At 73.0% G+C, this 12506-nt stretch carries 11 protein-coding genes and 1 pseudogene; 7 read left to right on the top strand and 5 right to left on the bottom strand.

Annotated elements, in window-relative coordinates:
• Nucleotides 1-846 (top strand): succinate--CoA ligase subunit alpha (gene sucD, locus ACIQMV_RS04130; RefSeq protein WP_402590984.1); only part of this gene is annotated, 846 nt, incomplete at its 5' end.
• A 184-nt stretch (nt 847-1030) separates the two neighbouring features.
• Here sucD and ACIQMV_RS04135 read toward each other — a convergent pair.
• Nucleotides 1031-1930, bottom strand: a complete 900-nt coding sequence (locus ACIQMV_RS04135) for an RNA polymerase sigma factor (protein WP_402590985.1) — start codon at nt 1928-1930, stop codon at nt 1031-1033.
• 96 nt (nt 1931-2026) lie between these two features.
• Between ACIQMV_RS04135 and ACIQMV_RS04140 the strand changes: the two genes are divergently transcribed.
• A complete protein-coding gene (locus tag ACIQMV_RS04140) occupies nt 2027-3925 on the top strand; it encodes a DUF6350 family protein (protein ID WP_402590987.1) in 1899 nt (632 codons plus the stop codon).
• On the opposite strand, the gene ACIQMV_RS04145 is transcribed toward ACIQMV_RS04140, so the two are convergent.
• Entirely contained in the window at nt 3915-4703 is a 789-nt protein-coding gene (locus ACIQMV_RS04145; RefSeq protein WP_402590988.1) for a hypothetical protein, read from the bottom strand. The genes ACIQMV_RS04140 and ACIQMV_RS04145 overlap by 11 nt on opposite strands.
• 326 nt (nt 4704-5029) lie before the next feature.
• On the opposite strand from ACIQMV_RS04145, the gene purN reads away from it, so the two are divergent.
• Both purN and purH read left to right on the top strand, forming a co-directional pair.
• Nucleotides 5030-5659, top strand: coding sequence for a phosphoribosylglycinamide formyltransferase (gene purN, locus ACIQMV_RS04150; protein ID WP_402590990.1), 630 nt, complete (start codon nt 5030-5032; stop codon nt 5657-5659).
• Nucleotides 5656-7218, top strand: coding sequence for a bifunctional phosphoribosylaminoimidazolecarboxamide formyltransferase/IMP cyclohydrolase (gene purH / locus ACIQMV_RS04155; RefSeq protein WP_402590992.1), 1563 nt, complete (start codon nt 5656-5658; stop codon nt 7216-7218). The genes purN and purH overlap by 4 nt, the downstream gene beginning before the upstream one ends.
• 74 nt (nt 7219-7292) lie before the next feature.
• Here the strand turns inward: purH and ACIQMV_RS04160 are convergent, their stop codons facing one another.
• The 3 genes and pseudogenes from ACIQMV_RS04160 to ACIQMV_RS04170 form a co-directional block, all read right to left on the bottom strand.
• Complete coding sequence (locus tag ACIQMV_RS04160) at nt 7293-7466, bottom strand: hypothetical protein (RefSeq protein ID WP_402591933.1); 174 nt, start codon at nt 7464-7466, stop codon at nt 7293-7295.
• Nucleotides 7393-7874: pseudogene (locus tag ACIQMV_RS04165) on the bottom strand (FHA domain-containing protein); the annotation flags it as partial. The pseudogene ACIQMV_RS04165 and the gene ACIQMV_RS04160, both read right to left, overlap by 74 nt.
• A 114-nt stretch (nt 7875-7988) precedes the next feature.
• The gene (locus tag ACIQMV_RS04170) at nt 7989-8579 is read right to left on the bottom strand and encodes a hypothetical protein (protein ID WP_141359208.1); all 591 of its coding nucleotides are present in this window, start codon (nt 8577-8579) and stop codon (nt 7989-7991) included.
• Nucleotides 8580-8850: 271 nt separating this feature from the next.
• Between ACIQMV_RS04170 and ACIQMV_RS04175 the strand changes: the two genes are divergently transcribed.
• The 3 genes from ACIQMV_RS04175 to ACIQMV_RS04185 all read left to right on the top strand — a co-directional run bounded on the left by ACIQMV_RS04175 (nt 8851) and on the right by ACIQMV_RS04185 (nt 12137).
• Entirely contained in the window at nt 8851-9705 is an 855-nt protein-coding gene (locus tag ACIQMV_RS04175; RefSeq protein ID WP_141359206.1) for a bifunctional methylenetetrahydrofolate dehydrogenase/methenyltetrahydrofolate cyclohydrolase, read from the top strand.
• Entirely contained in the window at nt 9695-10192 is a 498-nt protein-coding gene (locus ACIQMV_RS04180; RefSeq protein ID WP_172632876.1) for a DUF3017 domain-containing protein, read from the top strand. The genes ACIQMV_RS04175 and ACIQMV_RS04180 overlap by 11 nt, the downstream gene beginning before the upstream one ends.
• A 559-nt stretch (nt 10193-10751) precedes the next feature.
• A complete protein-coding gene (locus ACIQMV_RS04185; protein ID WP_402590995.1) occupies nt 10752-12137 on the top strand; it encodes a helix-turn-helix domain-containing protein in 1386 nt (461 codons plus the stop codon).
• Nucleotides 12138-12506 lie beyond the last annotated feature (369 nt).

Below are 12506 nucleotides of genomic sequence, written 5' to 3' on the forward strand. Positions count from 1 at the left end.
CAGGGCATGACCGGCTCCGAGGGCCAGAAGCACACGCGTCGCATGCTGGCCTCGGGCACGAACATCGTCGGTGGCGTGAACCCGCGCAAGGCGGGCCAGAGCGTGGACTTCGACGGCACCGAGGTACCGGTCTTCGGGACCGTGAAGGACGCCATCGAGAAGACCGGCGCCGACGTCACGGTGATCTTCGTTCCGGAGAAGTTCACCAAGGACGCGGTGATCGAGGCGATCGACGCGGAGATCCCGCTCGCGGTGGTCATCACCGAGGGCATCGCGGTGCACGACTCGGCCTCCTTCTGGGCGTACGCCGGGAAGAAGGGCAACAAGACGCGGATCATCGGCCCGAACTGCCCGGGTCTGATCACGCCGGGTCAGTCGAACGCGGGCATCATCCCGGCCGACATCACCAAGCCGGGCCGGATCGGTCTGGTGTCGAAGTCGGGCACGCTGACGTACCAGATGATGTACGAGCTGCGGGACATCGGCTTCTCCACCTGTGTGGGCATCGGTGGTGACCCGATCATCGGCACCACGCACATCGACGCGCTGAAGGCGTTCCAGGACGACCCGGACACCGACCTGATCGTGATGATCGGTGAGATCGGCGGCGACGCGGAGGAGCGGGCCGCGGCGTTCATCAAGGAGAACGTGACCAAGCCGGTCGTCGGGTACGTCGCGGGCTTCACCGCCCCGGAGGGCAAGACCATGGGCCACGCGGGCGCCATCGTCTCGGGTTCCTCCGGTACCGCCCAGGCGAAGAAGGAGGCCCTGGAGGCCGCGGGCGTCAAGGTCGGCAAGACCCCGACCGAGACGGCCAAGCTGGCTCGCGCCATCCTCGGCAGCTGAGCACCGGCCGCCCCGGGCGGCTGCACACGGCCGCCCTCGGCGGCCGAGCTCTCCGAGCCGGTCCGGTGGGCCCACCCCCAGATGGGGGCGGGCCCACCGGCGTTTCCGGGGGCGCACCGGCGTCTTCCGCGGAGACACACCGGCGTTTCCGGGAGCGGACCAGCCGGTCCGCGGCCCAGCCGAGTCATCTGGGCTCCGGTGCCAGCCGCTCCGGCCCGCCCGCCGTCTCCTTCCTCAACCCGCCGCGCAGCGCGAGCGCCTCCGGCGAGAGCGGGCCGAGCATGCCCTGCGCCGGCAGCCCCTGGACCGTGTGCCCGGGGGACACCGGGGCCAGGTAGTGCATGGGGGCGGTGCGCAGGGTGAGCGTCGTCGCGCCGATGATGGTGGCCGTGAAGGCGATGGCGGACCGGGTCCAGAACCGGGTCCGGCGTTCCCCGGCCGTGCGCACGCCCGCCGGCTCGCCCGCCCCGAGGCGTTCCGCCGAGGCCAGGCGGACCAGCCGCCGGTGCAGCTCCGCCGGATCGGACAGCTCCGGCAGGCGTGCGGCGAGCGCCTCGCGCGCGTGCATCAGCCGGTTCGCCGCGGCCGGGGTGCTCGCCTCCGTCTCCGCCGCCGTCTCGGGCAGGTCGAGGCCGACACCGTCGTAGAGCACCAGGGTGCGGCGGTATGACGACGGGAGCAGCAGCAGGGCGCGTTGCAGCGCGCGGTCCGCGGGGTCGGACAGCGGGTCGGGGACGTGGCCGCGCCGGCGGAAGAGGTGCCAGGGGGACAGCGCGCACTCGTGCACCACCGCCCGCACCCAGCCCGCCGGGTCCCGGTCGTGGGCCACCTCCGGCCAGCGCTGCCAGGCCAGTTGGAAGGCCCGTTCCACGGACCTGCGCGCCCGCTCGCGCCGGCCGGTGAGCAGATAGGCCTGCCGTACGAGGGCGGGGGCGCAGAACGCGTACAGGATGTCGAAGGCCTGAGCGGGTGTCAGGGCGTCGTCCGCCTCGTCGACGACCTGATCCCGCGTCAGGGAGGCGGCCGTGCAGGAGCGCCGGCACTCCGTGGGTGATGGCAGCGGGTTCGCATGACTGTTCGTCATGATGCGTCCCTTGGTGTGAATGGGAACATAATCGTATATTGAGTGACACGGCGGAGGTTCGCCTGTTGCGCCGGTAAAGCGCGTGTCGTTGGGAGCATGGAAGTCGTGATCCAGACGACCCGCCGACGTCCACCGCTGTCACGCCTTCGCACCCGCCTGCGGGACCGCTCACCCGGCTTGGGAGCCGGCTTCGTGGGCGGCGCGGTCGCGGCGGGGCTCGGCCTCGGCTCGTTCGCCGTGGTCGTCGTCGCGCTGTGGATCAGCTCGCCGTATCCGGACAGCGGCCCCGGCGGCGCGCTGCATGTCGCCGCCGCGCTGTGGCTGCTGGCGCACGGCGCCGAACTGATCCGCACCGAAACCCTCACGGGGGTCCCCGCGCCCGTCGGAGTGACCCCGCTGCTGCTGCTCGCGCTGCCCGCGCTGCTGGTGCACCGGGCGGCCCGGGACGCGACCGACGGGGGCGACGGCGGGCCGCTCCTCCCACCCCGCAGCGCCTGGACGGGCATCGTCCTCGGCTACCTCGCCGTCGGATCCGGTGCCGCCGCGTACGCGGACGGCGGTGCGCTGCGGCCCTCGTGGGCGTGGGCGGCGGTGTGCGTACCGCTTTTCACCGCGGCGGCCGCGGGCAGTGGCGTGTGGAAGGCGTACGGCTGCCCCCGCGCACCCCTGGAGCGGGCGTTGCGACGGCTGCCGGGCGGCGTGAGGCGGCTGCTCCTCGGGCCGGGCCCGCAGGTGCGCCTGGGTGCCGCGGCGCGGGCGGCGGGGGCCGGTGCCATGGTGTTCGTCGGCGGCGGGGCGCTGATGCTCGTGGTGTCGCTGGTGGTGCACGCCGGGACGGTCCAGGAGGCCTTCCTGGAGCTGACCGAGGGCTGGACGGGACGGTTCGCCGTACTGCTGCTGTGCCTGGCGCTGCTGCCGAACGCGCTGCTGTGGGCGGCGGCCTACTCCCTCGGACCCGGCTTCGTGCTCGGCGCCGGTCATGCCGTCGGCCCGCTGTCCTCCGCCCCGGCCCCGCTGCTGCCGCCCTTCCCGCTGCTCGCCGCGGTTCCGGACCCCGGCCCCGGCACCGCGCTGAACTGGGTGACGGTGTCGCTGCCGGTGACGGCCGGGCTGACGATGGGCTGGTTCGTGGCCGGGGCGGCGGTGCGGGAGGAGCGGGGCGTCGCGGAGCGGGACGGCGGAGAGACACGCGTGCGGGCCTGGTCGTGGCGGCGGACGGTGGCCGGTGCCGGGCTGGCCTGTCTGCTGTGCGCGGCGGTTCTCGGGGCGCTCGCGGCACTGGCCGGCGGTCCGCTCGGGGGCTCTGTACTCGCCCGGTTCGGGCCCGTCGGGTGGCAGGTGGGCGCTGCGGCGCTGGTGTGGACCGTGACGGCGGCCGTGCCGACGGCGGCGGCGCTGCGGGCATGGCGCTGCCGCTCGGGCCGGGTGGTGGTGGGCGGCGTGGCCGAGCCGGAGACCGGCGAACCCCGGGCGGGCGCGACCGTCACGGTGCCGCGTCCGTCGCCCGCCGAAGCCATGCGCGGAAGAGTGCGCCGGTGGGGCCTGCTTCTGCGGGCGAAGGCCCCGAAGCCCCGGCCCCCGCAGCCCACGCCGGTGCCCGATCGCTACGACGACCTCCTCGAGCCGTACGACGTACTGCTTTTCGGCCCGCCGGTGCCGGGACCCCCCTCCTGGCACGAGGACGACGGAGCCCCGCAGGCCCGCCGGGCCGCGCTGAAGGAGACGGCGGCAGGGACGGAGGCGCCGCGCGAGGCCGCGGCGGCGGAGAAGAACGCGAAGCCCGAAGGAACCGTGAGGCCGCCCGTGCCCCCGAAGCCGGTGGATCCCCCTCCGGCCCCCGGTCACGGGGACCAAGTGGCCCCGCCCACCCGGCGGGAACTTTCCGTATGGGAATCCCTGTGGGTTTCCCCGCGCGAACCCCTCGTGCCACGACCCCCCGCACAGGACCCCGGCGCGGAGGAGCCTCCCGCGCCGGACGCCCCCGTCAGTCGCTGATCCCCAGCACTCCCCGCAGCTCAGGCGGCAGATGCTGGTCGCAGGACTGCTTGGCCTCGTTGGTGAGGGCGTCGTTCACGCACGAGTAGTAGTCGCGGTAGACCAGCTGCGCCGTGAAGTTCACGGCGACCAGGGCGAGCGCCAGTGACGCGGTGACCAGGCCGCTGACCGCGGCCGTCGTCTGGGGGCGGCCCTCGGGCGCCGGTCCGCCCGGGCCCTGCCCGCGCGGCTTGGCGCGCAGCGAGCTGACACCCCAGTACAGGGAGAGCGCGCCCAGCAGCAGGGCCACGTACGGCCAGCTGAACAGGGCGAAGAAGAAGGCCCACATGCCGCACAGCAGGGCGTACCGCGCACGGCGCTGGGCGGGGTCGGTGGGGTCCCAGCGCGGACCGGGGCCGCCGCTCGGGTTCTGCGGGCCGCCGGGCCGCTGCGGGCGCTCGCCGAATCCACTGGAGGAGCGGCCGGGCTGGTGGTCGCTCCACTGGCTGCCCCAGGGGGCCTGGCCGCCGCCCTCGCCGGACCCGTCGGATCCGCCCTCGGACGACGCGTCACGGCCGGACTGCGGACGGGGCTGCCAGGGGCGGTCGGGGGTGCCCTTCGGGGGCGGTGCGAAGGGGTTGTCGTCGGGGGAGGCGCTGCCGCGTCCGGCGCCGTCCCGCCCGTCCGAGGACGCGTCCGGAGGCGAGGACGGACGCTCCCGCAGCACCACGGCACCGCGCAGCCGTCCCTGCGCCGACTGGGAAGGGAAGGTGAGGGGTCGCAGGCTGCGGTCCGGCATCAAGTGAGCGTCTTCCCCTTGGTGAGTCACGACTGATCTGGCACGACCGTTCCGGCATGGACGATCCGATGGAGAGGTTCCCCCCGAAGGCGCTGGGTGCCCACGGTCCGGGGACTCTCACCGCGTGAACGCACGGTGCGTGCGGTGCGTTCCCGTACCAGCTCTCCCCAGACGCTACCTTCCGGCCACGCCCCCGTCCCATGGGGGCCGTCCGAAGTGCCGGTATCGTTGCTGGCGGTCGGCCGGTTCGTAGGCTTCCCCGTATCCGGGGGCGCGAAGCATTCGTACGACCGTACAAAACAGCTTCCCCGAGAAAGGGCCCCATAGTGGCCGCCAAGCCCGTGGCCAAGCGCCTCGTCGTGCTGGTCTCCGGATCCGGCACCAATCTTCAGGCGCTCCTCGACGCGATCGCCGACGTGGGAGCCGAGGCCTACGGCGCCGAGATCGTCGCCGTGGGCGCCGACCGTGACGACATCGAGGGGCTGGCGCGCGCCGAGCGCGCCGGGCTGCCGACCTTCGTGCGGAAGGTCAAGGACTACGGCACGCGCGAGGAGTGGGACGCGGCGCTGGCCGAGGCCGTCGCCGCCCACGAGCCCGACCTCGTCGTCTCCGCCGGGTTCATGAAGATCGTGGGGAAGGAGTTCCTCGCGCGGTTCGGTGGGCGGTTCGTCAACACGCACCCCGCCCTGCTGCCCAGTTTTCCCGGGGCCCACGGTGTGCGGGACGCGCTCGCGTACGGCGCCAGGGTCACCGGCTGCACCGTCCACTTCGTCGACGACGGCGTCGACACCGGCCCGATCATCGCCCAGGGCGTGGTCGAGGTACGGGACGAGGACGACGAGAGCGCGCTGCACGAGCGCATCAAGGAAGTCGAGCGAAGGCTGCTCGTCGAGGTCGTGGGGCGGCTCGCCCGCAACGGCTATCGCATCGAGGGACGAAAGGTAGTTATCCAGTGACCGCCGAGAACAAGCGGCCCATCCGGCGCGCGCTCGTCAGCGTCTACGACAAGACCGGCCTGGAGGAGCTCGCGCGCGGGCTGCACGAAGCGGGCGTCGAACTCGTCTCCACCGGCTCCACCGCCGGCCGGATCGCCGCGGCCGGCGTGCCCGTCACCAAGGTCGAGGACCTCACCGGCTTCCCCGAGTGCCTGGACGGCCGGGTCAAGACGCTGCACCCCAAGGTGCACGCCGGCATCCTCGCCGACCTGCGTCTGGAGGACCACCGGCGGCAGCTGGGCGAGCTGGGTGTCGAGCCCTTCGATCTCGTCGTGGTCAACCTCTACCCGTTCCGCGAGACCGTCGCCTCCGGCGCCTCGCCCGACGAGTGCGTCGAGCAGATCGACATCGGCGGCCCCTCGATGGTCCGCGCCGCCGCCAAGAACCACCCGTCCGTGGCCGTGGTCACCAGCCCGGACCGCTACGCCGACGTCCTCGCCGCGGTGCGGGACGGCGGCTTCGACCTCGCCACCCGCAAGCGCCTGGCCGCCGAGGCCTTCCAGCACACGGCCGCCTACGACGTGGCCGTCGCCTCCTGGTTCGCCTCCTCCTACGCGCCCGTCGACGAGTCCTCCTTCCCGGACTTCCTCGGCGCCACCTACGCGCGCAAGAACACCCTCCGCTACGGCGAGAACCCGCACCAGCCCGCCGCCCTCTACACCGGCGGCCCGGTCGGCGGACTCGCCGAGGCCGAGCAGCTGCACGGCAAGGAGATGTCGTACAACAACTACACGGACACGGACGCCGCCCGCCGTGCCGCGTACGACCACGACGAGCCGTGCGTGGCGATCATCAAGCACGCCAACCCGTGCGGCATCGCGGTCGGCGCCGACGTCGCCGAGGCGCACCGCAAGGCGCACGCCTGCGACCCGCTGTCCGCGTTCGGCGGGGTGATCGCGGTCAACCGCCCGGTCAGCAAGGAGATGGCCGAGCAGGTCGCGGAGATCTTCACCGAGGTCATCGTCGCGCCGGACTACGAGGACGGCGCGCTGGAGGCCCTCGCCAAGAAGAAGAACATCCGGGTGCTGAAGGCCCCGAACGGACCGTGCGGCCGGGTGGAGGCCAAGCACATCGACGGCGGCGTGCTGCTCCAGGCCACCGACCGGCTCCAGGCCGACGGCGACGACCCGGCCAACTGGACCCTCGCCAGCGGTGAGGCGCTGTCGCCCGGCGAGCTGGCCGAGCTCGCCTTCGCGTGGCGTGCCTGCCGGGCGGTCAAGTCCAACGCGATCCTGCTCGCCAAGGACGGGGCCTCGGTCGGCGTGGGCATGGGCCAGGTCAACCGTGTCGACTCCTGCAAGCTGGCGGTGGAGCGGGCCGGCGCGGAGCGGGCCCGCGGCTCCTACGCGGCCTCGGACGCGTTCTTCCCGTTCCCCGACGGCCCCGAGATCCTCATGGCCGCCGGCGTCCGCGCGATCGTCCAGCCGGGCGGCTCGATCCGCGACGAGCAGGTCGTCGAGGCCGCGCAGAAGGCGGGCGTGACGATGTACTTCACCGGGACCCGCCACTTCTTCCACTGATCGGCGAACGCCCCTGACGGCCGCGGCCTCCGGCTCTCTCACGGAGAGAGCCGGAGGCCGCGTCCACGCGGACCTCAGCACGAGGGCAGCGGGTTGGTCTCCGAGGCGATGTCGTCGCCGCTCATCCAGCCCAGGGCCCCGTTGTCCGCCTGGGTGTGGACCCAGCGGGTGGGGTGCGGGCCACCGTGGTTCCGCCCGCCGTCGGACTTGCAGACGAACCAGGACGGGTCGGAGTACATGCGGCCCACGACGGACCCCGTGTTGGTGCTCTTGCAGACCTTGGCGCCGGAGGCACCGCGAAGCAGCGTTTGCTGCGGTCCACGGAGAAGGCGGGCGCGGTGGGTTCGCCGTCGGTGGCGCCCGTGCCGCTCAGACAGTCGTGCCGTGGTGTTCACACCTCGACGGGCAGCGGGTCCCCGGCCGCGGGCAGCACGATCCGGGAGGACTCGAAGGGAACCGGCGCGTCCAGTCGCCCCGGTGCGACCTCGATGTGCTCGCCGGCGCCCTCCGGGTTCTCCACGACGTACGGGTGGCGGGCGGGGAGGTTGCTCACCGTCCAGGACGCCTGGCGAGGCGCTCGCGGGGCGCGGCCGGAACTGGGTGCCGTGCTGCTCGTCCCTCGTGGTCGGCGGAGGTACCACGATGATGCTGCACAAGGCGCGTCTCCTCGTGCCTGACGGCTACGGAATCCGGACCAGGGCGACGCACCAGGGCCGTGTCCCACTTTGTGTGGTGCCGACACGGCCCTCGGAGCACATGGCGCGAACTGTTCAGTAGCTGGGGCGGTTGAACCAGGCGCCGCCGGCCTTGTTGGCGCAGAAGACGATGATCAGAATGCCCATGGCGAGGCTGAGCAGTGCCAGGACGTTGCCGCCCACCAGGCTCAGCAGGCTGAACAGGATGACGAACGAGCTGTACACGATCGCGGAGACGCGCACGCCGCCGCGCCCGGCGGGGACCTTCACGGCGGTGAAGATCGCCCAGAACGCGAACGCCAGCACGAACACACCGAGGACGATCATGACGCCCGCGCCGATGCTGGCCGCCTTGTCCGCGTCCGCGGCGGAGACGTTGTCGTCGGCGGAGACGACTTCCTGGATCTTGTCGGCGAACCAGCTGCTCGCCACCATCATCACCACGCCGCCCAGCGCCTGAAGACCACCGAGCACGAACAGCAGCACGCGGGCCGCCTTCACGGTGCCCGGCATCGTCTGCGGCACGGGTGCGCCGTACGGCTGCTGCACGGGCGGGGCCTGCGGGTAGCCGTAGCCGGGGGCCTGGCCCTGCGGATAGCCGAAACCGGGCTGCTGGGGCGGCTGCTGCGGCGCGCCGTAGGGGTTGTTCGAGTCGCCGTAACTCATGGCGGTTGATTCCTCCGTCGATCAGGTGCGGGGACGCGCGGCACCGTGCGGAGGAGAGTTCACAGAAGTGCGGTCCGTCCCCCCGAAGAGCTGCCCGCGGCACTGTGCTCATCATGGTTCTTTACCGGCGACTTACTTGTCCAGCCGCATTCCGCATGTGTTGTGCAAGTGCAACATCACCGATCAAGACGGCCACGGGCGCCGGGCGCGGACAGAGGGCGCGGACCTCCCGGATTGGAACCGTGAGCCGGTCATCCGCGAGGATGAGGACATGACCGCCCAGATTCTCGATGGCAAGGCCACCGCAGCCGAGATCAAAACCGATCTGACCGCCCGTGTGGCGGCGCTGAAGGAGAAGGGCGTCACGCCCGGACTCGGCACGATCCTGGTCGGGGACGACCCCGGCAGCCGCAAGTACGTCGCCGGCAAGCACCGTGACTGCGCCCAGGTCGGCATCGCCTCCATCCAGCGGGAACTGCCGGCCACGGCGACCCAGGACGAGATCGAGGCGGTCGTCCGGGAGCTGAACGAGGACCCCGCCTGCACCGGCTACATCGTCCAGCTGCCCCTGCCCAAGGGCATCGACGAGAACCGTGTCCTGGAGCTGATGGACCCGGACAAGGACGCGGACGGCCTGCACCCGATGAACCTCGGCCGGCTCGTCCTCAACGAGCCCGCCCCGCTGCCCTGCACCCCCAACGGCGTGCTGACGCTGCTGCGCCGCCACGGCGTGGAGATCAAGGGCGCCGAGGTCGTGGTCGTCGGCCGCGGCGTGACCATCGGCCGGCCGATGCCGCTGCTGCTGACCCGGCGCAGCGAGAACGCCACGGTGACCCAGTGCCACACCGGCACCCGTGACCTGTCCGCGCACCTGCGCCGCGCGGACATCATCGTCGCCGCGGCCGGCTCCCCGCACCTGATCCGCGCCGAGGACGTCAAGCCCGGCGCGGCCGTCCTCGACGTCGGTGTCTCCCGCAACGCCGAGGGCAAGATCGTCGGCGACGTTCACCCGGACGTGGCCCAGGTCGCCGGCTGGCTGTCCCCGAACCCTGGTGGAGTCGGTCCGATGACCCGGGCCGAGCTGCTGGTGAACGTGGTCGAGGCGGCGGAGCGCAGTGTCGGCTGAGGTGGAGGGCACCGGGCGGGAGCCGTCTCCCGCGGAGCCGGAGACAGAGGTACGGGACGCGGCCGGCGTGCCGGCCGCCGCGGGGAAGCCGCGCCGGGACACACGCCGCTTTCCGATGCTGACGCGGGACACCGCGCGGCCGGAGGGCGGTGGCCGGGCCGCGCCCGGCGGCGCCCCGGCGCCCGCCCGGCAGTGGCCGCTGCTGGCCGTGCTGGGCACGGTGGGGCTCGGGCTGCTGGTGACCGCCTTCGACGCCTTCAGGGTCGGTCTGCTGCTGATCGGGCTCGCACTGCTCGGCGGGGCCGGGCTGCGCTGGTTCCTGCCCCGGGTCGGCATGCTCGCGGTCCGCTCCCGCTTCACGGACATCGTCACCTACGGCCTGCTGGGCTGTGTCATCGTCCTGCTGGCGCTGATGGCCCAGCCCAGGCCCTGGCTGGAGATTCCGTTCCTGGACGACGCGCTGCACTTCACGGTCCGCAACGGCTAGTTCTGTGACCGGGAGGGTTCAACGGCTCACCTTTCCGCTCGCGGCGCTCGCCGTGCTCGCCGTCCGGCGTTCGCGGTGGCGGCCCGTCCTCTCCCCCGAGTCAGGACGGGCCGCCGCCGGGACCAACCCTCCTGCACCGTGAACGGGCTGTTCAACGCCTGTCCGTGCGCTGTGGCACGGAAGTGACCGTTCCGCTACGGTTTCCGCGCTCTGCCACAGGATCTGACCCGGCCTCGCCGGGTGAGCCGGGGACCTCTGCGGCGCACGAGGTCACGCCGGGATCCGGGATGTGCCGATGCGTCGACAGAGCCCGCCGCGCGGGTGAGGCCTTCCGCCCGTCGGGCTAGCGTGGGCGGTCGGCGCACCGGCGCGCGCTTCGGTTCGAATGCTTCCGTGCGCCCCTGACGCGGGACCTGAGATCCTGGCGGGGCGCACTCCTGTGGGTAGCGAGAACCGAGAACCGAGAACACTGAAGAACACCGAAGACCGAGGGCACGGACTCGGCACAGGACGTCATGCGCGGGGAACAACCAGCACGTACCGGGGGGAAGGGGAAGCGATGCCTCGTTGGAAGGCCTTGCCCGATGAACTCGATCCACAGATAAGGGAGTTCGCGAGCCAGTTGCGCAGGCTCGTGGACCGCGGCGGCCTGAGCATCGCCGCACTGGCAGATCGCACGGGCTACAGCAAGACGTCCTGGGAGCGCTATCTGAACGGACGGCTCCTGGCACCCAAGGGTGCGGTCGTGGCACTCGCCGAGGTCACGGGCACCAATCCGGTCCACCTCACCACCATGTGGGAGCTGGCCGAACGGGCCTGGAGCCGTGCGGAGATGCGCCACGACCGGACCATGGAGGCCATCCGGATATCCCAGGCGCGCGCCGCACTGGGGGAGTTCGGCGCGGCGGTACCCGGCGCCGAGGCGGGCGGGGGCAAGGCGGCCCGCAAGAACGGCACCGCCACGGCGGCCCCGGGGAGCGCGGGCCCGGCGGGCGCGTCCCCCGCGGTGCCGGTGCAGCCGACGGCGTCCGACGCCGACGCCCGTGAGAGCGCGGCGAGGAAGGCGTCGGCGGCCTCGGAGGACGTCTCGGGAACGGCCGTCCTCCCGGCCGCCGCGCCCACGCCCGCCGCGCCCGGCCCCGGTCCTGACCCCGACTCCGCCCCCGACGCCCGCCCCGACTCCGCCACCGGATCGGGTTCCGGTTCCGAGGCGTCGGGCGGCAACTCCTGGGGGCTGGCCGGTTACCGGGGACCGTCCCGGACGGGTGGACGCGCCCCCGGCGCCACGGCGTCCCCGGCCGGCGGCGCCGCGCCGGCTGCCGGACCCTCGGGTCCGCACTCCGCGGCTTCCGCCGCCCCGTACGCCCAGAGCGACCCCGGCCACCCGTACACCCAGGGGTCCCCGGGCACGCACGGCGAGCCTCCGCGGTCTCCCCGTCCCGCCTCCTCCGGGGCACGCAAGCGGCAGGTGATGATGTTCCTCGCGGGCGCGGCCAGCGCCCTGGCCGTGATCGGCGCCGTCCTCTTCCTCACCGGAGGCGGGGACGACAAGAAGGCCGCGGAAGCGGCCAAGTCGCCTTCCCCGTCCGCCGACGTCAGCCTGCCGCCCGGTGTCAAGTGCGTCGCGGACGGCTGCACCGGCAAGGACGCCGAGGCCATGGGGTGCAGCGGCAACCTGGTGAGCACGGTCGAGAGCGTCACCGTCGGCACGACCCTGGTCGAGGTCCGCTACAGCAAGACCTGCGGTGCCGCCTGGGCCCGTATCACCCAGGCCGTCCAGGGCGACGAGGTCCGGGTCACGGTCGGTGCGCGCACGGAGCGCGGCACCCTCGCGGCAGCCGGCGAGACGATCGCGTACACGCCCATGGTCGCGGTGCGGGACGCGACGCAGGCCAAGGCGTGCGCGACGCTGGCGTCGGGACAGACGGGGTGCACCAGTCAGTGAGACCGGGGGGCAGCGGTCCAGGCCCGTCCGGATGACAAGTGGCGCGGGACAGGTGTGGGGGCCGCCGAACCGGGCACGCGGACAGTACCCCCACGGGAGTCCGGTTTTCCGGCAACCCCCATACGGCGGCCGCCTTCGTCCCTCCTCTCCCGGACGGGCGGCCGCCTCTCCCACGTCAACGGGTCACTCTGTGGGCCGGGCCACAGGGGCCCGGCCCACCGGGATTCCGGAGAGGCGATAGCCTGACGGCTGGATCTCTCTTGACGCCAAGAGATCGATCATCCGTTGCGTGATCGGTCATCGCGGCGCCGCCGGTCAGCGGCCGGTGGCGGGATCCCGCACCCCGGGGCAGGGACGCCCCACCGCCTG

This window comes from Streptomyces sp. NPDC091412, from assembly GCF_044756885.1.
Lineage (GTDB): Bacteria > Actinomycetota > Actinomycetes > Streptomycetales > Streptomycetaceae > Streptomyces.